Source organism: Pseudomonas atacamensis (genome assembly GCF_017167965.1).
Lineage (GTDB): Bacteria > Pseudomonadota > Gammaproteobacteria > Pseudomonadales > Pseudomonadaceae > Aquipseudomonas > Aquipseudomonas atacamensis.
The window spans coordinates 3,730,883-3,755,880 of record NZ_CP070503.1 but is presented as its reverse complement, the minus strand read 5'-3'; the positions used below and the strand labels follow the sequence as shown (position 1 = coordinate 3,755,880).

At 60.7% G+C, this 24,998-nt stretch carries 21 protein-coding genes; 8 read left to right on the top strand and 13 right to left on the bottom strand.

Annotation, left to right across the window (positions count from 1 at the left end; translation table 11 throughout):
* Nucleotides 1-5: 5 nt before the first annotated feature.
* From JWU58_RS16970 to JWU58_RS16955, 4 genes are read right to left on the bottom strand one after another with little or no spacing between them, the layout of a single operon-like run.
* Entirely contained in the window at nt 6-653 is a 648-nt protein-coding gene (locus tag JWU58_RS16970) for a CpsD/CapB family tyrosine-protein kinase (protein ID WP_024012451.1), read from the bottom strand.
* Nucleotides 653-1,399 (bottom strand): sugar transferase, encoded by a 747-nt coding sequence (locus JWU58_RS16965; RefSeq protein WP_206420591.1) that lies wholly within the window; start codon nt 1,397-1,399, stop codon nt 653-655. Before JWU58_RS16965 ends, JWU58_RS16970 begins: the two co-directional genes overlap by 1 nt.
* A 14-nt stretch (nt 1,400-1,413) precedes the next feature.
* The gene (locus tag JWU58_RS16960; protein ID WP_123443221.1) at nt 1,414-2,448 is read right to left on the bottom strand and encodes an NAD-dependent epimerase; all 1,035 of its coding nucleotides are present in this window, start codon (nt 2,446-2,448) and stop codon (nt 1,414-1,416) included.
* Entirely contained in the window at nt 2,445-3,797 is a 1,353-nt protein-coding gene (locus tag JWU58_RS16955; protein ID WP_122610233.1) for a UDP-glucose dehydrogenase family protein, read from the bottom strand. The genes JWU58_RS16960 and JWU58_RS16955 overlap by 4 nt, the downstream gene beginning before the upstream one ends.
* 389 nt (nt 3,798-4,186) lie before the next feature.
* Here JWU58_RS16955 and JWU58_RS16950 point away from each other — a divergent pair, with 389 nt between their 5' ends.
* Nucleotides 4,187-5,884 carry a sulfatase-like hydrolase/transferase gene (locus tag JWU58_RS16950; protein ID WP_016774104.1) on the top strand — a complete coding sequence of 566 codons (1,698 nt, stop codon included), beginning with the start codon at nt 4,187-4,189 and terminating at the stop codon, nt 5,882-5,884.
* A gap of 114 nt (nt 5,885-5,998) precedes the next feature.
* Here the strand turns inward: JWU58_RS16950 and JWU58_RS16945 are convergent, their stop codons facing one another.
* Both JWU58_RS16945 and JWU58_RS16940 read right to left on the bottom strand, forming a co-directional pair.
* Nucleotides 5,999-7,018, bottom strand: a complete 1,020-nt coding sequence (locus JWU58_RS16945) for an AraC family transcriptional regulator (protein WP_206420590.1) — start codon at nt 7,016-7,018, stop codon at nt 5,999-6,001.
* The gene (locus JWU58_RS16940) at nt 7,015-7,959 is read right to left on the bottom strand and encodes a LysR family transcriptional regulator (RefSeq protein WP_130899471.1); all 945 of its coding nucleotides are present in this window, start codon (nt 7,957-7,959) and stop codon (nt 7,015-7,017) included. The genes JWU58_RS16945 and JWU58_RS16940 overlap by 4 nt, the downstream gene beginning before the upstream one ends.
* A 97-nt stretch (nt 7,960-8,056) precedes the next feature.
* On the opposite strand from JWU58_RS16940, the gene JWU58_RS16935 reads away from it, so the two are divergent.
* Nucleotides 8,057-8,908: a helix-turn-helix domain-containing protein gene (locus tag JWU58_RS16935; protein ID WP_206420589.1), complete on the top strand. Its 852-nt coding sequence runs from the start codon at nt 8,057-8,059 to the stop codon at nt 8,906-8,908.
* A 218-nt stretch (nt 8,909-9,126) separates the two neighbouring features.
* Here the strand turns inward: JWU58_RS16935 and JWU58_RS16930 are convergent, their stop codons facing one another.
* Nucleotides 9,127-11,100, bottom strand: a complete 1,974-nt coding sequence (locus JWU58_RS16930) for an alkyl/aryl-sulfatase (RefSeq protein ID WP_206420588.1) — start codon at nt 11,098-11,100, stop codon at nt 9,127-9,129.
* 138 nt (nt 11,101-11,238) lie between these two features.
* On the opposite strand from JWU58_RS16930, the gene JWU58_RS16925 reads away from it, so the two are divergent.
* The 6 genes from JWU58_RS16925 to JWU58_RS16900 all read left to right on the top strand — a co-directional run bounded on the left by JWU58_RS16925 (nt 11,239) and on the right by JWU58_RS16900 (nt 17,187).
* Entirely contained in the window at nt 11,239-11,892 is a 654-nt protein-coding gene (locus tag JWU58_RS16925) for an ABC transporter ATP-binding protein (RefSeq protein ID WP_016774109.1), read from the top strand.
* Nucleotides 11,892-14,360, top strand: a complete 2,469-nt coding sequence (locus tag JWU58_RS16920) for an ABC transporter permease (RefSeq protein WP_420893270.1) — start codon at nt 11,892-11,894, stop codon at nt 14,358-14,360. Before JWU58_RS16925 ends, JWU58_RS16920 begins: the two co-directional genes overlap by 1 nt.
* Entirely contained in the window at nt 14,350-15,417 is a 1,068-nt protein-coding gene (locus JWU58_RS16915; protein WP_206420587.1) for a lipocalin-like domain-containing protein, read from the top strand. The genes JWU58_RS16920 and JWU58_RS16915 overlap by 11 nt, the downstream gene beginning before the upstream one ends.
* A 644-nt stretch (nt 15,418-16,061) precedes the next feature.
* Complete coding sequence (locus JWU58_RS16910) at nt 16,062-16,304, top strand: hypothetical protein (RefSeq protein WP_016774112.1); 243 nt, start codon at nt 16,062-16,064, stop codon at nt 16,302-16,304.
* 11 nt (nt 16,305-16,315) lie between these two features.
* Complete coding sequence (locus JWU58_RS16905; RefSeq protein WP_206420586.1) at nt 16,316-16,516, top strand: hypothetical protein; 201 nt, start codon at nt 16,316-16,318, stop codon at nt 16,514-16,516.
* Nucleotides 16,517-16,602: 86 nt separating this feature from the next.
* The gene (locus JWU58_RS16900; protein WP_071172870.1) at nt 16,603-17,187 is read left to right on the top strand and encodes a hypothetical protein; all 585 of its coding nucleotides are present in this window, start codon (nt 16,603-16,605) and stop codon (nt 17,185-17,187) included.
* A gap of 322 nt (nt 17,188-17,509) precedes the next feature.
* Here JWU58_RS16900 and JWU58_RS16895 read toward each other — a convergent pair whose 3' ends face one another.
* The 6 genes from JWU58_RS16895 to JWU58_RS16870 all read right to left on the bottom strand — a co-directional run bounded on the left by JWU58_RS16895 (nt 17,510) and on the right by JWU58_RS16870 (nt 24,986).
* Entirely contained in the window at nt 17,510-18,337 is an 828-nt protein-coding gene (locus JWU58_RS16895; protein ID WP_206422202.1) for a glycosyltransferase family 2 protein, read from the bottom strand.
* Nucleotides 18,338-18,647: 310 nt separating this feature from the next.
* The gene (hglS, locus tag JWU58_RS16890; protein ID WP_206420585.1) at nt 18,648-20,036 is read right to left on the bottom strand and encodes a 2-oxoadipate dioxygenase/decarboxylase HglS; all 1,389 of its coding nucleotides are present in this window, start codon (nt 20,034-20,036) and stop codon (nt 18,648-18,650) included.
* 88 nt (nt 20,037-20,124) lie between these two features.
* Nucleotides 20,125-21,345, bottom strand: a complete 1,221-nt coding sequence (gene glcF / locus JWU58_RS16885) for a glycolate oxidase subunit GlcF (protein ID WP_206420584.1) — start codon at nt 21,343-21,345, stop codon at nt 20,125-20,127.
* A gap of 2 nt (nt 21,346-21,347) precedes the next feature.
* Nucleotides 21,348-22,397, bottom strand: coding sequence for a glycolate oxidase subunit GlcE (gene glcE, locus JWU58_RS16880; protein WP_206420583.1), 1,050 nt, complete (start codon nt 22,395-22,397; stop codon nt 21,348-21,350).
* A complete protein-coding gene (gene glcD, locus JWU58_RS16875) occupies nt 22,397-23,896 on the bottom strand; it encodes a glycolate oxidase subunit GlcD (protein ID WP_206420582.1) in 1,500 nt (499 codons plus the stop codon). The genes glcE and glcD overlap by 1 nt, the downstream gene beginning before the upstream one ends.
* A 163-nt stretch (nt 23,897-24,059) precedes the next feature.
* Nucleotides 24,060-24,986: an alpha/beta fold hydrolase gene (locus tag JWU58_RS16870; protein ID WP_016774118.1), complete on the bottom strand. Its 927-nt coding sequence runs from the start codon at nt 24,984-24,986 to the stop codon at nt 24,060-24,062.
* Between the last annotated feature and the right edge of the window lie 12 nt (nt 24,987-24,998).

Below are 24,998 nucleotides of genomic sequence, written 5' to 3'. Positions count from 1 at the left end.
TTCGCTTACAGGTTTTTGTAAAGCCATTTGGGCATGTAGTACTTACGCCGGTTGAACACGCTGCCGACCACTTTCGCCCCGGCCTGAGTCAGGCGTTGCACAGCGGCCTGGGCGACTTCCCAGCGGGTGTCTTCGGCGCGTACGACAAACACCACGCCGTCGACCTGAGTGCTGATGACCAGGGTGTCGGCGGCGGAATACACCGCGTCGCCGTCGATCACCACAAAGCGGTACTGGCTGCCCAACTGGTCGAGCAACGGGCTCAGGCGCTCGGCGGTCAGGTGTTCCAGCGTGCGGATCGGCCGGCCGTTGGGCAGCACATGGAAGGGCAGGCTCGAGACCTGCACCACGCAGTCCTGCAACAGCGGCGGGTTGCCCGGGTTGAACAGCAGGTCGCGCAGGCCGCGCTCCTTGCCGAGGTTCATCTGCTGGGTGAGGTTGTTCGCCGACTGGCTGGCATCGACCAGCAGCACCTGGCCGCTGCTCATCTGCGCCAGTTGACTGGCCAGTGCCAGCGCGCTGGTGGTGGTGCCGGCGCCGGGGTTGGCGGCGGTCAGGAACAGAATGCGCAGATCGAGATCCAGCACGGTCGAAGTCAGATTCGATTCGCTGGGGCTGGCGATGCTCAGGCTTTTATTGGTTGAACCGTCCATTAGCTTGCTCCGTGGCCGCTGAATACTTTGAAGGGGGTTTTCAACAGAATCTTCAGATCAAGCAGAAGGCTCTGCTCGGCGATGTAGCTGAGGTCCAACTCAACGCGCTGGTCGAAGTCGATGTTGCTGCGTCCGGAGATCTGCCACAGACCGGTCATGCCGGGGTAGATCGCCAGACGCGCGAGGTGATTGTCCTTGTAGCGGTAAGCGTTGAACGAGGTCGGGCGAGGGCCGACCAGGCGCATGTCGCCGGTCATCACGTTGATCAGATTCGGCAGCTCATCGAGGCTGGTGCGCCGTAGAAAACTGCCGATGCCGGTGACGCGCGGGTCTTTGTCGATCTTGAAGTCGATGGCGTCTGCACCGTGCTTGTTCAGGTGGCGCAGCGACTCTTTGAGTTCTTCGGCGTTGCTGACCATGGTGCGGAACTTGAACATGCCGAACTTGCGCCCGCGATAACCGGTGCGTTTCTGCACGAACAGCACCGGCCCCGGGCTGGTGAGCTTGATGGCCAGGGCCAGGCCCAGCAGCACTGGCGAGATCAGCACGAGAATCGTCAGCGCGCCGAGGCAGGCGACCACCCGGTTGGTCCGCGACAGCTGCCATGGGCGGCCACCATCGCGGCCGCTGAGCCAGCCGCGACCCTGACGGTGGATCGCCGCGTCCAGGCGCATGCGATGTTCCGGGTCGACGCGCTTGTCAGGGCGCATCTGTGCAATCGACACACTTCTTTCATGTCCAGTCATGGCGTCCTCCGCATTCAATCAGCCGCAAGCGGCGCACGGGCAGTGGGGTAGTAGTCGCGGAACCAGGCGATGAAGCGGCCCAGTCCTTCATCCAGTTCTATCCGGGGCTGGAATCCGGTGGCCTGGGCCAGATCGCTGGCCTCGGCGCAGGTGTTGAGCACGTCGCCCGGTTGCAGTGGCAGCAGCTCGACAATGGCTTGCTGATCGAGATGTTTTTCCATCAGCGCGAGGTAGGTTTTCAGCGTGACCGGCTGCTGCCCGCCGATGTTGAACAGGCGCCACGGCGCCATGCTGCTGGCGGGGTCGGGCTGCTCGCGATCCCACTGCGGATTGGCTTGCGGTGGCTGATCGATGAGGCGAGCGATGCTTTCGATGATGTCGTCGATGTAGGTGAAATCGCGCTGATGCTCGCCGTAATTGAACAGCTTCAGCGGCTCGCCTTCGCTGATCGCCCGGGCGAACTGGATCGGCGACATGTCCGGCCGGCCCCAAGGCCCGTACACGGTGAAAAAACGCAGGCCGGTGCAGGGAATGCCGAACAGATGGCTGTAACTGTGCGCCATCAGTTCATTGGCTTTTTTGGTCGCGGCGTACAGCGACAGCGGATGGTTGACGCCATCCTTGACCGAGTAAGGCGTGTGCTGATTGGCGCCGTACACCGAACTCGACGAGGCGTAGATCAGGTGCTCGACCGGGTGGTGCCGGCAGCTCTCGAGAATGTTCAGGAAACCGTTGAGGTTGCTGTCCAGATACGCCCGTGGATTGTCCAGCGAATAACGCACCCCGGCCTGCGCGGCCAGATGAATCACCACTTGCGGCTGCTCGCGGGCAAACAATGCGTCGATCGCCGAAGCGTGGGCCAGATCCACCGTGGCCAGCGGAAAATCGCCGACCTGCTCGCGCACCCACTGCACGCGGTCGTGCTTGAGCTGCGGGTCGTAGTAGTGATTGAAATTGTCCAGGCCGACCACCGAATGCCCGTCGCGCAGCAAGCGCAGGACGCAATGGGCACCAATGAAACCGGCGGCACCGGTCACCAGAATCTTCATGGCCGCAGCCCTTCAGGGGCGATGTGGCGCAGACCGATGCCGCTGTAATGCAGGCCGGCGGCGGCAACCTGTTCCGGGTTATACAGGTTGCGCCCATCGATGATCACCTTCGAACGCAGCTTCTCGGCGAGCAGCTCGAAATCGACCACCCGGAAGTTTTTCCACTCGGTGCAGATCACCAGCGCGTCGGCGTCTTCGAGGGTGTCGTCGCGGGTCGCGCACAGATGCAGGTCGTTGCGGTAGCCGTAGATGCGCCGGCACTCGGACATGGCTTCCGGATCGTAGGCCTGCACGCTGGCGCCTTCGGCCCACAATGCATCCATCAGATAACGGCTGGGGGCTTCGCGCATGTCGTCGGTGTTCGGTTTGAACGCCAGGCCCCAGACCGCAATGGATTTGCCGGCCAGGCCTTGCGGAAACTGCGCGCGCAATTTGCTGAACAGGATGTGCCGTTGGCTGTCATTGACGTCGGTGACGCTGCGCAGCAATTTCAGCGGCATGCCGTTGTGTTCGGCGGTGTGCAGCAAGGCCCGCAGATCCTTGGGAAAGCACGAGCCACCGAAGCCGCAGCCCGGATAAATGAAGTGGTAGCCGATGCGCGGGTCGGAGCCGATGCCTTTGCGCACCGCTTCGATGTCGGCGCCGAGCAGTTCGGTGAGGTTGGCCAGTTCGTTCATGAAACTGATGCGGGTGGCGAGCATCGCGTTGGCCGCGTACTTGGTCAGCTCGGCGCTGCGATTGTCCATGAACATCAGTTTTTCGTGATTGCGGCAGAACGGCGCGTACAGCTCGCTCATCTGCTCGCGGGCAGCGTCGTCGCGGGCGCCGATGATGATCCGGTCCGGGCGCATGCAGTCGGCGAGGGCGCTGCCTTCCTTGAGAAATTCCGGGTTGGATACCACCCGCACCTGCAGCTCGGTTTTGCCGCGCAACAGCAATTCGCTGGTGGCCGTGGCCAGAACCTGGTCGGCAGTCCCGACCGGCACCGTGGATTTGATGATCAGCGTGCGATCGGCCTCCATCAGGCCGGCAATTTGCCGGGCGACGTTGAGCACATGGCTGAGGTCGGCAGAGCCGTCTTCGTCCGCCGGGGTGCCGACGGCGATGAAAATGAGCTCGGCGTGAGTCACCGCATCACTGGCCTGAGTGCTGAACAACAAGCGCCCGGCCTTGATGTTTTCTTCAAGTGTTGCGGACAGGCCTGGTTCACTGATGGGCGGTACCGCTTGTTGCAGTTGTTTGATCTTGTTGGGATCAATATCAATGCATAAAACCCGATGACCGACATCGGCAAGTGCAGCGGCTTGTATAAGTCCGACATAGCCAGTGCCAAATACGCTCACGTCCATCTGCGCACCTCAATAAAACCAGAAAAGTTAACTACGGAATGAGATTGTTAAAGGGGTATAGCGCAGGGTTTGGAAAGCGTGTCAGCAAAATGACATGTTGCACGGGTATAACACTTGAGACGTTTTTGGCGATTGGCCATCAAGTCATTGCTGCCATTGAAATTGTTGTTTTCTTGCAGATTTGTTCAGATTTTATTTAACCGACAGACGGTCTAAGTCCCCGAAATTAAAGGCTTTAATCGCTACAGGCGTGTCAGATTTGAGTCACCGTTTTTTTGACGCTTTACCCGGCTATCAGTCATTTCTTGCGCTTTGATGGCCGGGTGCTAGTGTCAGGTTCTGACCGACAAAGCTTTGACAACCTCCCATTTCGGACGGCCGGTATCGCCATGTTCAAATACGCCAAGGAACTGCTTTTAGTTGCCTATCTATTGCTCTTTTCCGACTATTACCTTGATCGGTTAAATGCTATCGGGTGGGGTTTGAATGTACTTGTTTTTGGCGCGATGTTTTTGGCGCTTACTTTTGCTTTATATCTAACTGCCTATATACGTCAGGCTCTCGTTCGACATGCATTCGCATTAACGATGTTTGCCGCAGCGGTTTTTTTTGATGTTTACACCCGTGTCACCGCGGATTACCTGAGGTACAGCGATTTCGTTTCGCTGGTGTACTCCGGCGGCTTCATTCAGGAAGCCGCGTATCAGTATCGCGATGCGATTTTGCGCGCGGTGCTCAGTGGCTTGCTGCTGTTATTCGGCATCGGACTCAAGCCGCGTCATGCGCTGTTCATACCCAACACGTTGCGGGTCGCAGCGCCCCTCGTCGGCGTACTGATGCTCAGCGGATTGTTGTTTCTACGAGCGGGTGAGGGCGCACGTGGGTTGCCGATCATGTACACGCCGCTGGCCTACCTGAACCTGTTTGCCTATGAAGCGTTGCATGACACCGTCGGCCCGCGTGAATCGGTGACGCTTGCGCGCGCCACGCCCGCCGTCGGCCATGACATTGTGCTGATCATCGACGAAAGCATTTCCGGCAATTACCTCGACATCAACGCGCCGTTCGGCGTGCACAGCAACCTCAAGCAAGCGCCGGCCGGGGTCGATGTCTTCAACTTTGGTTATGCCGCGTCCATTGCCAACTGCAGCGCCGACACCAACGTCACCTTGCGCTACGGCGGCACCCGCGCCGACTACAGACGCATCAACAGCACGTTGCCGTCGATCTGGCAGTACGCGAAAAAGGCCGGGCTCGGCACGGTCTACATCGACGCCCAGCGCACCGCCGGCAACCTGCAGAACCTGATGACCGCCGCCGAGAAAAATGACATCGACAGTTTCGTGCAATTCGACCAGACCAGCGTGCGCGACCGCGACATGGCGGCAGCGGCGAAGCTGATCGAACTGCTCAACGACAATCGCCCCGAGCTGATCGTGATCAACAAGGTCGGCGCGCATTTTCCGGTGCATGACAAGTACCCGGACGCGTTCATGGCCTACCGGCCAACGCTGCCCCGCGGACAGTTCACCGAAGTCGCCGACACTGGCGAACGCACCGGTTTCAACGGCCATCCGGATGACTGGGTGCTGTATCGCAACGCCTACAAGAACACGCTGTTGTGGAACGTCGGCGAGTTCTTCGCCCGGGTGTTTGCCCAGGCCAATCTGGACAATGCGCTGCTGATCTACACCTCCGATCATGGCCAGGATCTGCATGAGCGCGGCAACCCGGGCTTGAATACCCATTGCGGCGGCGACCCGGTGGAAGAGGAGGGGCTGGTGCCGCTCGTGGTGATTCAGGGTAGTGGCCTCAGGACGCCGGACTGGGCGGCGAATCTGCCGGCAAACAAGGACCGCTCCAGCCACTACAACATCTTCCCGACACTGTTGCAGGTGATGGGCTACGACTTGGGCGCAATCGAAGCGGTGTATGGCAAACCGCTGAGCGTGCAGACGGCGGATGAGTTCACCTTCAACTACCGCTTCAATGCGCGTTTGGGCGCCAAGCCTGAGTGGAAGCATATCGATCTGGGCAGCATCGTGACGCCGGAGCGGGCGCCGGCGAGTGTGGCTTCGGGGCAGTGAGTTCTGGATTGCTCGGGCGGGCCTCTTCGCGAGCAGGCTCGCTCCCACAGGGGATTGCATTCCAGGGTGGGAGCGAGGCTGCTCGCGAACAAGTCGGGACAGGCTGCGACAGTCTCAGCCCTTGTTGAACCGCGCCCGATACTCCCCAGGCGCGCACCCCAGCCAGCGCGCGAAAGCCCGGTTGAATCCCTGCACATCGCTGTAACCCAAGCGATCCGCCACTTCGACCAGCTCCAGCGCCCCGGACTGCAACAAGTCCTCGGCCCGATAGCGGCGATGCTCATCAAGCAGTTCGCTGAAAGTCCAGCCCAACGCCTTCAAACGCCTTGCCGCCGTGCGCTCAAGCACATGCTGTGTAGCACAGAACTGCTGCCAATCCGCTGAAGCCAGATCTTCGATCAGATAATCGCTCAGCTGTCCGAGCAAGGTCGATTCACTGAAACATCGGGTTTGTTCCAGCAGATCGACAAGCGTTGTTTCCAATGCCGGATTGCCCGGTGTCAACGGCATCACGAACAGCTGAGGATCCAGATAAATCGCCGCCCATGACTGCTCTGCGCTCACCGGGGTTCGCAACGCCGATACATATTCCTCGCGGCTGGCCGACACCAGCGCCACACCCAGCACCGGATCACGATTCACGCCGCTGGCGAGCAACTTGCGCCGCACCAGACTGCAAAGGCTGACGAGGATGTAATCGGTCAGCGCCGCCGGAGCACCAAGACTGCCGGCTTCGACCAAGCGCAGTGTTACGCCGCCATCTTCACGCAGGATTTGCACACGGAAGTGTCCGTTGAAAAACGCAAAGTACTCGGCGAAAAACTCACAGGCACGTTCCAGCGACACGGCGACATCGAACAGATAGGTCAGTCCATTGGTGGTCGTCGAAACGAAGCGTTCACCCGCCGCCAGACCGATCAGTGGATCCCCGCTCTGTTCCACGGCAAACGCCCAGAAGCGCCGCGACATCAGCAGCGGCATGCGCGTGAACGGCGTGCGCAGATCGAACAGGCTGCGGCGCATTTGTGCTTCGATTGCGCCTTGGCTAATGCCGCGCGCGAGCAATTCTTCAATGGCCGGCAGCAAGGTCGGCGCGTAAAAAGCGTTGACGGGTTGCGGATGGATTTTGCTCATGTTGCGCGCGCGTCTCCCGTCGCTCCGTTAGCCGCCAGCAAACGCTGATCGACGCTGAGGATCGCCTCAATCATTGCCCGCGCTGCTGGCGTCAGGGTAAAACCGGCGCGGCTGACGATGCCATAACCCAGTTGCAGCGCCGGCTCGTCATGGGGGACGTCGACAAAGTCGAGCAGCTCGATCAGGCCGCGATCAAGTTGTTCACGCAAGGCCTCAAGCGTGGCCAGCCCCACCGCGTCGGAGCGCAGCACTACGCGCTGGATTGCGTCAAATTGTGCGCACTCGACGCTCGGGTTGAAGTCCTGCTCACCAAGGATATCGGCGAGCACCTTGCGGATCATCGGTGGAATGCGCGTGCCGACGATCGGGTAATCGAGCAGGGCGCGCAATCGCAGGTCTCGTTGCGCGAGGAGCGGATGGCCGGCGCGACAGAAAAACCGTCCCGGCCGCGTGCGCAGCAGGTGCACCTGATACTGCGGATCGCTGACAAAGTGCCGCGCATCGGCGACGAAAAACTCGATCTGCTGCTCGCGCAACCACAGCGTCAGCTGCTGCCAGTCGCCCTGATGAAACCGCGTGCGAATCGCCGGATGCGCATCAATGAAGTCGGCCAGCGCTTCCGGCACCAGCACCTGCGCCGGATACGGACCGCAACCGAATTGCAGTTCGCCGCCGGTGAGGCCGTTGTATTGCGTCAATTCGTTGTGCAGCGCCTGGCTGCCAGCGAGCAGGCGCCGCGCATGTTGCAGCACCAGCTCGCCTTGCCCGGTCAGGCGAAATTCGCGGCTGCTGCGCTCAACCAGCTCGCAGTCAAGGTCACGCTCCAGAGTCTGGATGCTGCGGCTGAACGCCGGTTGACTGAGGTTGATCGCCTCGGCGGCGCGCCCGAAGTTGCGGTAATCAGCGAGGGCGACCAAGTGGCGAAGCTGGCGAAGATCCATCATGCGTCTCCTGCATTTTGCGGATACTTTTAATGCATTGGATCGATAGCACGTCCGCTGGCATAAGTACACGCCTGTTCTTCGATGGCACGCCTTCATGTCTCAGTCTCTGTTCGCCTCCAGCGCGTTTACCCGCACGATTCTCGCGCATGCTCGCCAGTCCGGACTGTGCCCGCAACGCTTGATGGCGCGCGTGGGGATCTGCCCGTCAGTGCTCGCCGGGCAGCATCAATTGATCGCCGCACAAGCGGTTGAACAGTTGTGGCGTGAGTGTGAATGGTCAGGGGTAGCGCCGACGTTTGGCTGTGAACTGGCCGACGGGATGGCGACCGATTGCCTGCAAGGACTGAATATTCTGCTCGACTCGGCCGCGACCCTGCGGGCCAGTCTGAAGTGCTTCATCGACTGCTTGCCAAGGGTGATCAATTACGTCGCGGTGGAACTGGTCGAGGCGGGCGACTTTGCTCATTTGCGCCTGCGTTCGCTGCAGGGGCAGTTGCATCATTTCGCTCTGGATGCGGCAGTGATAACGCTGGTGCGCAACATTGCCCGTCGATTGGGCGGGGCGCCTGGAGATTTGTTTGTGAGTGTCAGCCTGCGCCCGACGCAAATGGCCGGTGGCTGGCTGCGTGGAGTGGGTATCGCGGTGGAGCAGGGCGAGCATCTGTGCCTGACCTTGCCGCGCTCGAGGCTCGATCAGACCTTGCTGGGCGCCAACCCGTTTCTGCACCGGAGCATGCTGCGCCACTGGCACGCTGAAACTTGCGCGCCTGCGCGTGAGGACAATCTGACGATGGCGCGGCACTGGCTGACGGCTGGTGATCAACCGATCGAACGGATCGCCGAGCGGCTGGGGTATCGTCAGCCGAGCAACTTTATCCGCGCGTTTCGCAAACAGTTCGGGATTACGCCGAAGCAGTTCCGGTTGAATCCGGGGCAGGTTTGTTGAAAGCAGGATTGAGGTGATTGATCGTTATCGAGGGTGCCAGCAAGATTTACCCCCTCACCCCAGCCCTCTCCCCAAGGGGGCGAGGGGGAAAGGGAGCCGATCTTCATGGCGTTCGGAATCTGAGTTCAACTCGGTATCCCACGTCGGCGTATTTCGTACATCCAACACGGTCAGTCCCCTCTCCCTTTGGGAGAGGGCTAGGGTGAGGGGCTTTTGACTTACGGCGTGACGATATTGAACTGCGGCCCGAACGTATCCAGGCTGCCCATCAATAATCCGAATTTCTGACCATTGCCCTGCAACTTCACCAGTCCTTTTTGCATCGCCGTCGGGAAGTCCAATTGCTTCAGGCTGATCTTCTCCAGCGTATCGCGGCTCAGGCTGACCCTCGCATCCGCCGCCGGACTCAGACCGGCACGGTGAGTCAGCACGCCGTTGCGCAAGGTCAGGGTGAAATCCTTTTGCACATCCTCGAACGTCCAGTTCAGCGTCAGGTCATGGGCCACGGCTTTGTCGCTGTCCAGGCGTACCGCGAGGTAGTCGAAGAACATTTCCGGACTCATGGCCCGGACCATATCCACCGACACGGTATTGGCTGACTGCGGCGGCACGCCGTTGCGCAGCTCCATCGCACCGGTCAGGTACATGTTGCGCCAGGTGGCGTTCTCGCTTTGATAACCCAACTGCTCCAGCGTCTCGGCTTGAGCGTTGCGGGCATCCGCGTTGTCCGGATAGGCGAACAGCAACTGGTTGCCCAACTGCGCGGCCCATCGGTAGTCAGCGCTGGCCATCGCACTGCGCATTTTCTCCAGCACCGACGCCGTACCGCCCATGGCCTCGACCGAGCGTTTAGCCGCATCCACCGGAGGCAGCGGATTGAGGTTGGCCGGGTTGCCGTCGTAGAAACCCATGTAGCGCTGATACACCGCGCGCGTATTGAAACTCAGCGAGCCGTAATAACCACGGGTGTACCACTTCTGATCGAGCGAGCCGGGCAGTTTCTTGATTGCTTCGGCAATTTCCAGCGGCGTCAGGCCCTGGTTGAGCAAGTGCAGGGTGCGGTCGTTGATGAACGCGTACATGTCGCGCTGATCGGCGAGCAAAGTACGAATCCGCTCGCCACCCCAGGTCGGCCAGTTGTGTTGGGCGAACAGCACGTCGGCCTTGTCACCGTAGCGCATGAGGCTGTCGTCGAGGTATTGCGACCAGGCTTTGGCGTCACGCACCTGCGCACCGCGCGGGGTGAGGATGTTGTGCATCATCTGCGTGGCGTTTTCGGCCATGCACAGGGCTTTCAACTCCGGTAGATAAAGGTTCATTTCCGCTGGCGCTTCGGTGCCCGGGGTCAGCTGGAATTCGACTTGCAGGCCGGCGATGGTGCGGGTTTCCAACGGCTCGGCAATCAGATCGGTAGGCGCGATCAGTGTGACCGTGCCACCGCTGGGCGCGCTCTTGCCGAGGCCAGCGTCGACCTGGCCTTTTTCACTGCGCGGCAACAGGCTGCCGAACTGGTACTGCGCGCGGCGGCTCATGGCGTTGCCGGCCATGACGTTCTCGCTCATCACGTGTTCCATGAAGCCGACCGGCGCGTAGACCTTGACCTTGCCGGACTTGACATCGGCCTCGTCGATCACCCCGCGCACGCCGCCGAAATGATCGACATGGGTGTGGCTGTAGATCACCGCGACGACCGGTTTGCGCGGCCGATTGGCGTAGTACAGGTCCAGCGCAGTCCTGGCGGTTTCGGCCATGGTCAGCGGATCGATGATGATCAGCCCGTCGTCACCTTCGATGATGGTCATGTTGGCGAGGTCGAGACCGCGCACCTGATAGAGCTTGGGGCTGACCTCGAACAGACCGGCGTGGGCATTGAGCTGTGCCAGTCGCCACAGGCTCGGATTGACCGATTCCGGCGCCTTGTCTTTGGCGAGGAAATCATAGGCATTGACGTTCCAGATGACTTTGCCGGCGGCATCCTTGATCTGGCCCTTGAACGGTGCGATCAAGCCTTTGCTGACGGATTCGAAATCGGTGCGGTCGCTGAAAGGCAGGGTTTGCAGCACGGCAGCGTTGCTTGCGGCGGTTTGCATGCTCGGCGCCACCGGACCGTCAGCAGCGAGCAACGGCTGGCTCAGGCAAGCGGTGATCAGGCAGGTCAGCAGGCCGCGCGGGCTCAGGATGAAACGGGGCATGGGTGTCTCCGGTTTTTTATCGTTATGGCCGAACAGCCAGCAGCGTAGGGCGCGTGCCGGCGTTGGCGATGATCATCAGCGGACAAAAACCATTCAGGGCCGCTATCCTAGGCCCAGGTTCACTGATCGGGTTTGCCCATGCTTGAGGTTCGCGACGTTTTCAAAAGCTATGCCACGCCACAGGGATTGTTGCCGGTGCTGCAAGGCGTCGACCTGACGCTGGAGGCCGGTGGCAGCCTGGCACTGATGGGCGAATCGGGCAGTGGCAAAAGCACGCTGCTGCATCTGGTGGCGGGGCTGGACAAGGTCGACAGCGGCAGTATTCGCAGCGGCGAACATCGTCTGGAAGCCATGAGCGAAGCGCAACTGGCCAACTGGCGACGTACGGAAATCGGTCTGGTGTTTCAGCAGTTCAACCTGATCGGCAGTCTGCGCGTGGAAGACAACCTGGCCTTTCAGGCGCGCCTCGCCGGGCGCCATGAGCCGCGCTGGCAAGCGCATCTGGTGCAGCGCCTGGGTCTGGGCGATCTGCTCTCGCGGTATCCCGAGCAACTCTCTGGCGGCCAGCAGCAGCGGGTCGCATTGGGCCGGGCATTGGCCTCGCAGCCGAAACTGCTGTTGGCCGATGAACCCACCGGCAGCCTCGATGAAGCGACCAGCGATGAGGTGCTGCGGCTGTTGCTGGAATTGCTCGATGACACGCCGACGACTTTGTTGATGGTCACTCACAGTCAGCGCGTTGCGGCGCGTTTGGCTCAGCGTGTGGTGTTGTCGAACGGACGGGTCGCCTGATGATCTGGCGGCAGACCCTGCGCGCGCTGCTCAGCCACTGGCGGCGCCATCCCGTGCAGTTTTTCAGTGTGCTGACCGGGCTGTGGCTGGCCACCAGTCTGCTCACTGGCGTCGAGGCGCTGAACAGTCAGGCGCGCGACAGCTACGCGCGGGCCAGCCAGATGATCGGCGGTGAACCACAGGCCAGCCTGAGCACGCCAAATGGGGCACTGTTTCCCCAGCGCTGGTTTATCGAATTGCGCCGTCAGGGCTGGCCGGTGTCGCCGGTGTTGCAGGGCCGGCTGACGTTCAAGGGCCACGAAGACCAGCGGATTCAGGTGATGGGGATCGAGCCGGTGTCGCTGCCGTCGGATTCCGCAGTAGCCGGGCAGGCGATGCCGATCGAGCGCATCGTCGAATTTTTCAGCCTGCCGGGCAGCACCTGGATTTCCCCGGACACGATGCAACTGCTCGGCTTGCGCGAAGGCGATACAGCGCAAACCGTAAACGGCCAGACCCTGCCGCCGCTGCTCGCGCAGAAGGACATGGCGCCGGGGTTGTTGCTGGTCGACATCGGTGTAGCGCAACGCCTGCTCGAACAACCTGAGCAACTGTCGCGACTGCTGCTGCCCAAGGACTTTCATCAAGAATTACCAGCGAGTTTCACCGATCGCTTGCAGCTCAAAAGCAGCGGCGAAGAAAACAATCTCGCGCGGCTGACCGAGAGCTTTCACCTCAATCTCGATGCCCTTGGATTTTTGTCGTTTCTGGTCGGCCTGTTCATCGTCCACGCTGCCATCGGCCTCGCTCTGGAACAGCGCCGAGGCTTGCTGCGCACGTTGCGTGCCTGTGGCGTCAGTGCACGAATGCTGATCGCATGTCTGGTGGTTGAACTGGGTGTGCTGGCGCTGATCGGCGGAGTGTTCGGTGTGATCAGCGGCTATTGGCTGGCCAGCGTGCTGCTGCCGGACGTCGCCGCCAGCCTGCGCGGGTTGTATGGCGCGGAAGTGGCGGGGCAGTTGCGTTTGAGTCCCTGGTGGTGGTTCAGCGGCATCGGTCTGAGTCTGCTCGGCGCGTTGCTGGCCGGGGCCAACAGTCTGCTGCGGGCGGCGCGCCTGCCGTTGCTGGCGGTGGCCGATCCGCAGGCGTGGCATCAACAGTATTCGCGCTGGTTGCGCCGACAGGGTTGGCTGGCGACAGCGCTGCTGATGATTGCGCTGGCGGCGCTGATCTGGGGCGACAGCCTGAGCAGCGGCTTCGTGCTGATGGCCGGGCTGTTGCTCGGTGCCGCGCTGGCCTTGCCGGTGTTGCTCAGCGCGTTGTTGAACCCGTTGCTCGGACGCAGTCGGTCGGTGCTCGGCCAGTGGTTTCTCGCCGACTGCCGCCAGCAACTGCCAGCCCTGAGTCTGGCGCTGATGGCGCTGCTGCTGGCGCTCGCCGCCAATATCGGCGCCGGCAGCATGACCGCCGGTTTTCGCCAGACCTTCAACGACTGGCTCGAACAACGCCTGAGCGCCGAGTTGTACATCAACCCGGCCAATCCGGCGCAGGCCCGCGAGATGCACAGTTGGCTCAAGCAGCAGTCGAATGTGAGCGCTGTGCTGCCCAACTGGCAGGTTTCGGTGACGCTGCAAGGCTGGCCGGCCGATGTCTACGGCATCATCGACCACTCGTACTATCGCCAGCACTGGCCGTTGCTCGACAGCAGTGGCAGCGATCCCTGGGGCAAACTGGCCACTGACGATGCGGTGATGCTCAGCGAACAACTGGCACGACGCCTGAAGTTGCGGCCGGGCGAGCATCTGAACATTCCCACGCCGAACGGCACGTGGTCGCCGCGCATCGTCGGCATCTACGCTGACTACGGCAATCCGAAAGGGCACGTGCTGATCAGCAGCGAGCACCTGTTGCGCGGCTGGCCGCAACTCACGCCCAACCGCTTCAATTTGCGAATCGACCCAGCGCAGATTCCGGCGCTGCTCAACGCCTTGCAGGCGCGTTTCGAGCTGGATGACAACCGCATCGTCGATCAGGCGCGGCTCAAGGGCTGGTCGGTGCAGGTCTTCGAACGCACCTTTGCCGCGACGGCGGCGTTGAACAGCCTGACCTTGGCCGTGGCTGGCGTGGCGCTGTTCATCAGTCTGCTGACCCAGAGCCAGAGTCGCCTCAGTCAACTCGCACCGCTGTGGGCGCTGGGCGTGACGCGCAAACAATTGATGCTGCTCAACCTCGGCCAGACCTGGCTGCTCGCCGTATTGACGTTGCTGTTGGCGCTGCCGCTGGGCATTGCTTTGGCATGGTGCCTGGATGCGGTGATCAACGTGCAGGCATTCGGCTGGCGCCTGCCGTTGCGGGTGTTTCCGTTGCAGTTGTTGCAACTGATGGGCCTGGCCTTGCTGGCGACTCTGTTGGCCTCGGCATGGCCGCTGTATTCGCTGTACCGCACGCAACCGGCGGACTTGCTGAGGACGTTTGCCCATGAGGACTAAATGGCTCGTGCTGATGATTGCGCTGCTGCTCGGTGGCTGCGATCAGCCTGCACCCGAGGAGAAGGGTTTTGCCGGCATGGGCGATCAGGCGCAGTCCTTCACTCCGGTGGTGCCCGGTCGGGTGTTCAGCTTCCCGGCCGATCACGGCGCGCATGATGGTTTTCGCATCGAGTGGTGGTACGTCACCGCCAACCTCAAGGACCAGCAGGGCAATGATTTCGGCGTGCAATGGACGCTGTTTCGCAGCGCCCTGAAACCGGTTGCCGAGCAAGCCGGGTGGGGCAATCAAACAATCTGGCTGGGCCATGCGGCGGTCACCTCGCGCTCGATGCACCACGCCGCCGAGCGCTATGCCCGGGGCGGAGTAGGCCAGGCCGGCGTGCGCCTGGCGCCGTTCGAAGCGTGGATCGATGACTGGATGTTTGCCAGTCAGGCGCAGGATCCGTTGCGCGATATGCAACTCAGTGCTCGTGACAAGAATTTCGCTTATCAACTGCGCCTCACCTCCAGCCGCCCGCTGGTGCTGCAAGGCGACAACGGTTTCAGCCAGAAATCCGAAGAAGGCCAGGCGTCGTATTACTACAGCCAGCCATTTTTCCAGGCCAGCGGCACGCTGCAGATCGACGGCCAGACCTATAACGTCAGCGGCCCGGCATGGCTCGATCGCGAGTGGAGCAGTCAGCCACTCACCGCCAATCAAACTGGCTGGGACTGGTTCTCGCTGCATCTGGACAGCGGCGAACATGTGATGCTTTACCGCATGCGGCAGAAGGACGGCGCGCCTTATCTGACCGGCACCTGGATCGCCGCTGACGGGCAGATTCAGACGTTGCACAGCGAGCAGATCAGCCTTGTACCGCAGGACACGGCAAAGGTTGCGGATCGACCGATGCCGGTGAAATGGTCGATCCGCATTCCCGACAAGCAACTCGATATCAGCGTTGACGCGATCAACCGCAATGCGTGGATGGATTTGCGTATTCCCTATTGGGAAGGGCCGGTGAAGATTGACGGCAGCCATCCTGGCCAGGGCTATCTGGAAATGACCGGATATTAACGGTAGGTGCAGTTTCCCTGTGGGAGCGAGCTTGCTCGCGAAGGCTTTTTGTCGAGCGATGATTTGTTCTGCTTGACCGGGTACATATCCGTTGCTGCGGTAACGGCTGCTTAGGGTTTCGCCCTTACGGCGACTTACTTTTTTACAAGCGCCAAAAAAAGTAAGCAAAAAACGCTAGCTCCTACGTTCGGCCCTCGCAGGCTCGGGTTCCTTCGCTGCGGGATCGATCCGGGCGCAGCGGCTACGGTTTGCTTCGCTGCACCTCCTTCCGCTGTGTCTGGCTTCGCCAGACGGTCGCTGCGCTCCCACGCCCGGATCAATCCCTCCACTCAGCCTTCCGACGTCGCCGGTGGATCAAGATCAAGATCAAGAGCAGGCGAGCTGACACTCGGCCTATAGGTGAACGTGGGACTGTAGGAGCTGCCGAAGGCTGCGATCTTTTGCTTTTGCTCTTGCTCTTGTAGGAGTGAGCCTGCTCGCGATAGCTATCTCAAAAACACCGATGAATTACAGCTTAACCCCAATCCCTGTGGGAGCTGGCTTGCCAGCGATAGCGTCAGCAAGGTCGCCACTAATCAAACCGCTCGGAACTCTCCCTTCGCCAAAAGGCTCTACCCAGAAACCCGCCATTTTCGGACTCACCCATGAGCGACGACGTGCAACTCCCAGACCTCAACACCTGGCAACGCCTGTTCGACGATCAGACGCTTTGGCAGCAATCGCCCGACGCTCACTATTTCGATCTGCAGCGCATCGCCGATGACCTGCTCGGCCAAGGCGCGATTGATCTTGAGCAATGGCAGTTGTTGCGCGCCAAAGCCGATGATCTGCACAAGCAGTCACCCGAGGTCAACGTCGCCCGCGAACTCGACGATCCCGAAGCCTGAGGACTTCTGCCATGAATAAGACCATCAACCAGAACGACAATCCCGACGAACCGCGCCCGGCCGGCGAAACCGAACGCGATAACGATGCGCTGCGCCCGACCGATCCCAAGCAGCGGCAGGACAGCGGCAAAGGCACGCCGAATGGCGAATCCACTGCGCAGGAGACCGCCAAGCCACACACCCGAGGCCCACAAACCCAAGTCAAGCCCTGAACAGCGTCTATGCTCACTGGCACGCCCGCCGCTGAAGTGTTTTCGGTGGCGGGTGTCGCCATTTCATCACAGGGAAGGTAATGCATATGAAGCTCGACGCTCTGGCCAAGGCCATCACTCTCGCAACGCTGCTTTCTGTCACGAGTTTCGGCGCTCTGGCTGCCGACATTCCGTTATCCGCCGTCGTTGAGGCCGATTCCGTTACCACCAAAGTGCTCGCCGTCGACCCGGCCAATCACCAGGTCGTGCTGGAAGGCCCCGAGGGACGTCAGGTCCACGTTCAGCTCAGCGACAAAGCGAAAAACCTCGCCAAACTTAAAGTTGGCGATTCGGTGACGATCGAGGTGCAGCGATCTGTCGCCGCTTATCTCGATACGGATGTGGATAAAGGTCTGCCAGGCACCACCGAACGTACCGGCGAACTGCGCAAGGCCCCGGGCAGCGATAACCCTGGTGGCGAGGCTTATCGTCAGGTTCAGGTGCAGCTGAAAATCAGCAAAATCGATTTGAAGACCAATCAGGTCACCCTCCAAAATCCATCCGGACAATCGAAGACGCTCGATGTGAAGAAGCCGGAGATTCAGGCCAAGTTGAAGGATCTGAAAGTAGGGCAGAGCGTTATTGTCACTTATACCGATATCTTGAAAGTGACCAGTCAGCACGATAGTTGAGTATTAGCTCTACAAGTTTATTGCTCTTGTACAACTTTATGTATGAGAGCAATCATATAAAGTTTTTTGTAAGACAATTCCCGGGGAAAATCGGTAAAACACAGTTTTTAACTTTTCAGTTCAAAAATTTCATGTTTGCCCATGACGACATGCCCACTTGTTTGAATTAAAATCCTCGGCGTTCGCCCAGTGTCAGGGCTCTTTACCGGTGCATGGATTGCCAGGCCATTACACTGGGCGAACTCCACTACTTGCAAAAGTTGTATACAGAATCAGCAAACAAAAAGGGCGACTTTGCAGTCGCCCTTTTTTATTGTTTCGATCAAGTCGAAGCTTGCATGCCGGCTTTGCCGTGCTGTCCCTGCAAGCGTTTGAGGGTCTGCTGGTACATTTTTGTCCGGCGATGATCCTTGCCATACGTGCCCGCCGCCGCGACGGTGCCGGCCTGAATGTGATCCAGATAGCGGAAAATCTTCCGCGGCGAGAGAAAGCTGACGCCATAGCCCAACCCGACCATTCGATCCTGAAGCGTGTAACCAGGCACCTCCTCATCCATACAGAAGTGCAACCCCAGCGACTTCATCAAACGCGCATTCCACAGCGTACAGAAACTTTTCAAATGGGTTTCTTTATACGGGCGTGGCGGTTTCGAACGCAGGCCAAGATGAACTTTGAGCCGACGAACATGATGTTTGCAGAATCGCGAAGTTAACCGCCAGGTATCTCGCAGCCACCCACGATCAAGTTGCTCAACACAACCCACCGCCGCCATGTCCGCACTTTTCGTGCATTCGCGCATCATCATCGCGAACACTTCCATGTCGTAGACAAAGGTGTCGGTGTGCAGCAGAAACAAATAATCGGTCTCAACTTTCGCCAAGGCCAGATCCAGCGCCTTGCCATGGGCAATATGCCCCATTTCCTTGCCCGGCGACGGCCGCTCGATCAGATTTATCCAGTCCAGCGAACGCAAATAATCGAGGCTGGCATCCGCCGAATCGTTGTCCACCACCCACACTGCAATGCCCTGCGCCTGAACATGCTCGCGCAACAGTTCCAGACACATGCGGGTGATGTCCGGGGTTTTGTAATTGACCAGAACAAGACTGAAGTTGGGATGCGGTCGGGTAGGTAAATCAAAGGCTTTCATGTCGGAGGGACTCATCCACGGCTCAAGACGACAGGTTGATGAGCCGGGATGCTAGCGGGGGAAGCTTAGGTGAAGCTTAATTTGCGGATCTGATTGGTTTGTGGAAAACAAGCGTGATAATTCAGATCCAACATTGTTTTCCAATAGATGCAGCGGCCATTTGGTTTTGTCGCTCGCCCTGAACTGCGGTCCATCCGCAAAACCTGTGGGAGCGAGCCTGCTCGCGAAGGCGTCTTTCCAGTCACATCATCGGCGACTGTTACACCGCTATCGCGTGCAGGCTCACTCCTACAGTAGAACGGTGCAAAATTCAGGTCAGTTTGATCCGCAGCACTTCGGCACATTCCTCAATCGACCGCCGTTGCGTCTCGGCGTACAACCCCAACTCATCGATGGTCGGACGCCCCAGCGCCTGTTCGAAAGCCTGTCGATTGGAGTGTTCGGCGTAATGCGCCTGTGCGGCATCCCCCAGGTTCGACTGAAAAATCCCCGCTGCGCTCACCGGCAGGAAATCTTCGTACACCAGCGGCTCCGCTTTCACATAGCCATCGCGCAGCAAGTCCTCTAGGGACGACTCACCAAGTCCTTCAGCGGCCAAGCCCTTTTCCGTAGCGAAATAACGAAAGTACGCCAGCCCCTGTTCGCGCATGCCCTCGATGCTGTCAGGAAATTCGGCAAAGTGCTGAGTCATCAGCGCGTCGTAGCGTGCGGCATTGGCTTCGTTAGGGAAGTCGCCCAATTCATCGCGAGCGGCATTCAACAAGCGGTCATACAGCGCGCGACCCTTGGGCGTGAGGGCGGCGCCACGCTGTTCGATTTCGCCGAAACGCGCGCTGTGGCTGCCACGGGTTTCGGGCTGATCGGTGAAGGCGATCGGCTCGTCCAGCGCTTTGAAGCTGGTCTGGCGCAGCAGGATCGGGCAGTCGCGGCGCGGTGGGCCTTCGATCACCGCTTTCGGTGTGATGCCATGGGCAGGCATCTGCTCCTGCACGGTGTCGATGTCCAGCGTGCGAGGGGTCAGGTGGTTGATGTGCGGGCCTTTGAACGCAACGACATCGGCGACCAAGCGGTGCTGGGCGCTGAGTTTCTGGTATTGCGCGGCGCTGACCGTGGCGCTGTGGTGCCAGCGAAAAGTCTCCAGTGCCTGTCGGACGAATTCCACGGCCTCCGCTTCATTCAGTCCGCCTGCCGTTTCCGCCTGTTCAATCAGGCGCAACGCCTCTTCAGTAAAAATCGAACGACGGGCCAGTACCGACTTGGCAAACGAACGCAATTCAGGATCTTCAATCAGCTCCAGGCGCAGCAACGAGGTGAACACGCGAAACGGGCTGACCTGCAGCGCTTCTTCATGCACCGCGCGAAACGCCGTTGAATGCACCGGCACACCGGCCGGGGTCAGGTCGTAATAACCCACCGGTTGCATGCCCATCACCGCGAACAGGCGGGCGAGGGTGGTCAGTTCGCTCGCGGTGCCGACGCGAATGGCGCCGTGGCGTTCCATGTCCAGCCGCTCGATTTCGCCGGTGCGCTTGAGCTGTCCGGCAATCTCAGGCTGACGTGCCAGCACTTCGCGATTGGTTTTTTCCACCAGTTCCATCAGCGCGCCGTAGAGCGGCACCTCTTCGCGGTACATGTCGGACATCGCTCGGGAGAAGCGTTGGCGGATCAGGTCGGGGCTGACGAACGGCTGCACGGTCATGAAAAAAATTCCTGCCACGGTGACGAAATGGATGCCGGAAAAGATCGCAGCCTTCGCCCACGCGGGCAAACGAAGAATCCTACGAACTTCATTCTGCCAACGACTGATCCACCAGTTCGATCCAGTGCCTGACCGGCGTGCGCCCGGCACTGGCCAGATGGCTCTGACAGCCCACGTTGGAAGTGACGATCAACTCAGGCCGGCCGCTTTCCAGGGCGTTGAGGCGCTGATCGCGCAGTTGCCGCGCCAGCACCGGTTGGGTCAGCGAGTAAGTGCCCGCCGAGCCGCAGCACAAATGGCCGTCCGGCACTGATGTGAGGTTGAAGCCGAGTCGGGTCAGCACTGTTTCCACGGCGCCGCCGAGTTTCAGTGCGTGCTGCAAGGTGCACGGGCAATGCACGGCGATGCGCCGTTCGCTGGCGGCGCATACTTGCTCCAGTGGTTCCTCAGCGATTATTTGCACCAGATCCCGAGTCATTTCGCTGATCCGCCGGGCTTTCAACGCGTAGACCGGATCGTCCGCAAGCAAATGCCCGTAATCCTTGATGAACGCGCCGCAACCGCTGGCCGTCTGCACGATGGCTTCGGCGCCGTTCTGCAGATGCGGCCACCAGGCGTCGATGTTCTGCCGAGCGCGGTCGAGACCTTTGCCCTGAGCGTCGAGGTGATAGTCGAGAGCGCCGCAGCAACCGGCCTCGCTCACCGGAGTGACGCTGATGCCCAAACGATCAAGCACCCGCGCCGTTGCGTCATTGGTATTCGGCGACAGACCCGGTTGCACGCAACCTTCGAGCAACAACACCCGGCGCGCATGCCGAGGAGCAGGGCGCGACCCCATAACACCCAAGCGCTGCGGCAGTTTGCTTTCCAGCAGGCGCGGTAGCAGCGGCCGAAAGGTCGCGCCCATGCGCAGCAAGCCTTTGAACACAGCCGGATTCGGCGCCAACGCGCGCAAGCCTTCGCGCAGCAAGCGCTGGGCGGCGGGGCGCGGCACCGCGCTGTCGACCACCGCACGGCCGATGTCGAGCAGGTTGTGATAATCGACGCCGGATGGGCAGGTGGTTTCGCAGTTGCGGCACGACAGGCAACGATCCAGATGCAGTTGCGTCTGCTCGGTGGCCGGTGCGCCTTCCAGCACTTGCTTGATCAGGTAAATGCGCCCGCGCGGCCCATCGAGCTCATCGCCGAGCAATTGATACGTCGGGCACGTCGCGTTGCAAAAGCCGCAATGCACGCAGGTGCGCAGGATCTTTTCCGCTTCGCCAGCGCGGGGCAATTGCCGCGATTGCTCGCTGAGGGTGGTTTGCATGGCTAGACCTCCGCGTACATTCGTCCGGGATTGAACAGCCCTTGCGGGTCGAGTTGCGCCTTGAGTCGCCGGTGGTAGCGCAGCAGGGTTGGCGCCAAGGGTTGGAACGGCGAATCGGTGGCGCCGTGGGTAAAGCACGTTGCATGGCCGCCCAAGGAATGGGCGAGTGCGTGAATCTCAGAGCTTTCGGATTTCACCCAGCGTTGCGCACCGGCCCAGTCGATCAGTTGCTCGCCGGGCAGCTCGAGCGGGCCGAGGTTGTTCGGCAATGACAGGCGCCACAGCGGCAAACCTTCGTCGAAGAAACTCAGGCGCTGTTCGTTGAGGTCGCGCCAGAAAACCGAATCCAGCGGCTCGCCGCCGAGGCGTTGATGCGCCGCCGTTACCGAACCTTCGCCACCTTCCAGGCGCAGGTACAGGCTCCGGCCATCGTGGCACGCGGCGCTGATCGGCAGCGGTTGCTGGCCCCATTCGGCAAGTTTGCTCAAGGCGCGAGCGCAGTCGATATCGAGGCGAATGCTCAGGCACTGGCGCGGTTTCGGCAGGACTTTCAGCGACACTTCGGTGAGCACGCCGAGGCAACCGAAACTGCCGGCCATCAGCCGCGACAGGTCATAACCGGCGACGTTTTTCATCACTTCGCCACCGAAGCGCAGATGCTGACCGAGGCCGGTGATCACCCGCATGCCGAGAACGAAGTCGCGTACCGAGCCGGACCACGGCCGGCGAGGTCCGGACAGTCCCGTGGCGACCATGCCGCCGACCGTGGCGCTGTCGGCGAAGGACGGCGGTTCGCAGGGCAACATTTGCCCGGCCTCATCCAGCGCCGCAAGCAGCTCGGACAACGGCGTGCCGGCACGTGCGGTGACCACCAGTTCGGTCGGATCATATTGAACGATGCCCCGATGAGCACGGGTGTCGAGCACTTCGCCGGCCACCTCGCGGCCGAGAAAGGCCTTGCTGTTGCCGCCCTGAATCTTCAGCGGCGTGGCATTGGCCCGCGCGGCGTTGACCTGATCGAGCAGGGCGTTGGCGGCGTCGAAATCAGCCATCAGAATCGCTCCAGCTCGGGGAAGGGCAGTTGCCCGGCGTGAATGTGCATCGCGCCGAATTCGGCGCAGCGGTGCAGGGTCGGAATGTTCTTGCCGGGATTGAGCAGGCCCTGCGGATCGAACGCGGCTTTCACTGCATGAAACAGCAGTAACTCGTCGCTGTTGAACTGCGCGCACATCTGATTGATTTTCTCGCGACCGACGCCGTGCTCGCCGGTGATGCTGCCGCCTACCTTGACGCACAGTTCGAGGATCTTGCCGCCCAACGCCTCGGCGCGATGCAGCTCGCCTGGCTGGTTGGCATCGAACAGGATCAGCGGATGCATGTTGCCGTCGCCGGCATGGAATACGTTGGCCACGCGCAAGCCATATTCCTCGCCGAGGCTGGCGATACCTTGCAGCACAGCGGGCAATTCGCGGCGCGGGATGGTGCCGTCCATGCAGTAATAATCCGGCGACAACCGGCCGATCGCCGGAAACGCATTTTTGCGCCCGGCCCAGAAACGCACACGCTCGGCCTCGTCCTGGGCCTGGCGCACTTCAGTGGCGCCGGCCGCTGTCATGACTTCCCGTACGCGCTGGCAATCGTCGTGCACGTCGGCTTCGACGCCGTCGAGTTCGCACAACAGAATCGCCTCGGCGTCGACCGGGTAACCGGCGTGGATAAAGTCTTCGGCGGCGCGAATGGCCAGGTTGTCCATCATTTCCAGACCACCCGGAATGATCCCGGCAGCGATGATTTCGGCAACCGCGCGGCCGGCCTTTTCCACTGAATCGAAACTGCCGAGCAGGACCTTGGCGACTTGCGGCTTAGGCAACAACTTCACCGTGACTTCGGTGATGATCCCCAGCAGGCCTTCGGAGCCGGTGAACAAGGCGAGCAGGTCAAAACCGGCTGAATCAAGCGCCTCGGAACCCAGCGTCAGACGTTCGCCCTCGATGGTCAGCACTTCGATTTTCAGCACGTTGTGCACGGTCAGGCCGTACTTGAGGCAATGCACGCCACCAGCGTTTTCCGCGACGTTGCCGCCGATCGAACAGGCGATCTGCGATGACGGATCCGGAGCGTAATACAGGCCGAACGGGGCCGCCGCCTGGGAGATAGCAAGATTGCGCACCCCCGGCTGAACCCGCGCGATACGTGCAGCGGGGTCGATGTGCAGGATGCTGTTGAACCGCGCCATCACCAGCAACAGGCCTTTTTCCAGTGGCAGCGCGCCGCCGGACAATCCCGTACCGGCACCCCGCGCGACCACGGGCACATTGTTTTGATGGCAGAGTTTCAGCAGGGTTTGCACTTGCTCCAGACGCCGGGGCAGGGCGACCAGCATTGGCGTGGTGCGGTAGGCGGAGAGGCCGTCGCATTCGTAGGGTTTGAGTTCATCTTCGCGCCAGAGGATGTCCAGGTCCGGCAGGGCTTGTTGCAGAGCCTTGAGCAATTCGCCCTTGTTCACCTCGGGCAACGGACCGTCGAGGCGTTCTTCGTAAAGAATGTTCATGGGACCGCCAACCTTCTGTCTCCGTTGATCGTTCCCACGCTCTGCGTGGGAATGTAGCCCGTGACGCTCTGCGTCACTGGACGCAGAGCGTCCCCTGAGGCATTCCCACGCAGAGCATGGGAACGATCAGTTGCGCCACCTGGGGCATTGCGAATATCCATCTTCATCGCTGTCGTTCCAGAAACTCCCCGTACAGCCGCGCGGTATTTCCCGGCTGTTCGACCATCGGCATGTGCCCGACGTGATCCCACACATCCACTTCGAGATTGGCGATGCCTTTGCTCCACACCGGCACGCTGCTGACGTCGATCAGGCGATCCTTGCGCCCCCACAGCAACAGCGCCGGGCATTTGATCTCGGCCAGTTTCGGCTCCATCGGCGGGCTGGCGCGGAAGTCGCGGAAGATTTCTTCGAGCTCGTCACGTTGTTGCTCATAGCGCTGGGCGACGGCGTCCAGCACCAGCTTCGGTACCCACGGCGGCGACTCCATGGTCATCGCATAAAAGCGCTGAAATTCTTCGCGGGAGTTGATCAGGAACGGATTATGCCCGCGCGCCAGATGGCGCTCCATGTCGCTCGGCTCCGGTGCGGTGACGCCGGCCGGGTCGATCAGGGCCAGCGATGCGATCCGCTCCGGATAGGTCGCCGCCAGCCACGCGGCGATATAGCCGCCCATGGAATTGCCGATGACATGGACTTTCTCCACGCCGCAGACATCGAGCAGTTGAATCATGCGTTTGGCCTGAACCGCGATGTCATAACCGCCGCCAGCCTTGAAGCCAGTCTCACCGTGGCCGGCCAGATCCGGAATGATCACCCGATACTGACGGACGAAGTGCCGGGCGCAGCGCAGCCAGAGGTTTTTGTCGGCGCTGAAGCCGTGCAGCATCAGGATCGCGCTGGACGCCTCGTACGGCCCGCCTTGCCAGGTCGACACGGTCATCTCGGCGATCGGCACTTCGATCTTGTGCAATTTGTACAACCTGGCCTCGCTGGCCATGGCCAGGTTGTACAACCAATGGCCGACCGCCGGGTAACTCAACCAGCTCCAGGCCACGAAAACCGCGAGTGCGACAAACAGCAAAAGCATCGACGTCTTCCT

Bases quoted from the DNA above. Each gene is read 5' to 3' on its own strand.
- JWU58_RS16910 (WP_016774112.1), top strand. From the start codon at position 16,062: ATGAGCGACGACGTGCAACTCCCAGACCTCAACACCTGGCAACGCCTG.
- JWU58_RS16925 (WP_016774109.1), top strand. From the start codon at position 11,239: ATGCTTGAGGTTCGCGACGTTTTCAAAAGCTATGCCACGCCACAGGGA.
- JWU58_RS16965 (WP_206420591.1), bottom strand. From the start codon at position 1,399: ATGACTGGACATGAAAGAAGTGTGTCGATTGCACAGATGCGCCCTGAC.
- JWU58_RS16905 (WP_206420586.1), top strand. From the start codon at position 16,316: ATGAATAAGACCATCAACCAGAACGACAATCCCGACGAACCGCGCCCG.
- hglS (WP_206420585.1), bottom strand. From the start codon at position 20,036: ATGACCGTGCAGCCGTTCGTCAGCCCCGACCTGATCCGCCAACGCTTC.
- JWU58_RS16940 (WP_130899471.1), bottom strand. From the start codon at position 7,959: ATGGATCTTCGCCAGCTTCGCCACTTGGTCGCCCTCGCTGATTACCGC.
- JWU58_RS16970 (WP_024012451.1), bottom strand. From the start codon at position 653: ATGGACGGTTCAACCAATAAAAGCCTGAGCATCGCCAGCCCCAGCGAA.
- JWU58_RS16920 (WP_420893270.1), top strand. From the start codon at position 11,892: ATGATCTGGCGGCAGACCCTGCGCGCGCTGCTCAGCCACTGGCGGCGC.
- JWU58_RS16950 (WP_016774104.1), top strand. From the start codon at position 4,187: ATGTTCAAATACGCCAAGGAACTGCTTTTAGTTGCCTATCTATTGCTC.
- JWU58_RS16915 (WP_206420587.1), top strand. From the start codon at position 14,350: ATGAGGACTAAATGGCTCGTGCTGATGATTGCGCTGCTGCTCGGTGGC.
- JWU58_RS16900 (WP_071172870.1), top strand. From the start codon at position 16,603: ATGAAGCTCGACGCTCTGGCCAAGGCCATCACTCTCGCAACGCTGCTT.
- glcF (WP_206420584.1), bottom strand. From the start codon at position 21,345: ATGCAAACCACCCTCAGCGAGCAATCGCGGCAATTGCCCCGCGCTGGC.
- JWU58_RS16960 (WP_123443221.1), bottom strand. From the start codon at position 2,448: ATGAAGATTCTGGTGACCGGTGCCGCCGGTTTCATTGGTGCCCATTGC.
- glcE (WP_206420583.1), bottom strand. From the start codon at position 22,397: ATGGCTGATTTCGACGCCGCCAACGCCCTGCTCGATCAGGTCAACGCC.
- JWU58_RS16935 (WP_206420589.1), top strand. From the start codon at position 8,057: ATGTCTCAGTCTCTGTTCGCCTCCAGCGCGTTTACCCGCACGATTCTC.
- JWU58_RS16945 (WP_206420590.1), bottom strand. From the start codon at position 7,018: ATGAGCAAAATCCATCCGCAACCCGTCAACGCTTTTTACGCGCCGACC.
- JWU58_RS16930 (WP_206420588.1), bottom strand. From the start codon at position 11,100: ATGCCCCGTTTCATCCTGAGCCCGCGCGGCCTGCTGACCTGCCTGATC.
- JWU58_RS16955 (WP_122610233.1), bottom strand. From the start codon at position 3,797: ATGGACGTGAGCGTATTTGGCACTGGCTATGTCGGACTTATACAAGCC.
- JWU58_RS16895 (WP_206422202.1), bottom strand. From the start codon at position 18,337: ATGAAAGCCTTTGATTTACCTACCCGACCGCATCCCAACTTCAGTCTT.
- JWU58_RS16870 (WP_016774118.1), bottom strand. From the start codon at position 24,986: ATGCTTTTGCTGTTTGTCGCACTCGCGGTTTTCGTGGCCTGGAGCTGG.
- glcD (WP_206420582.1), bottom strand. From the start codon at position 23,896: ATGAACATTCTTTACGAAGAACGCCTCGACGGTCCGTTGCCCGAGGTG.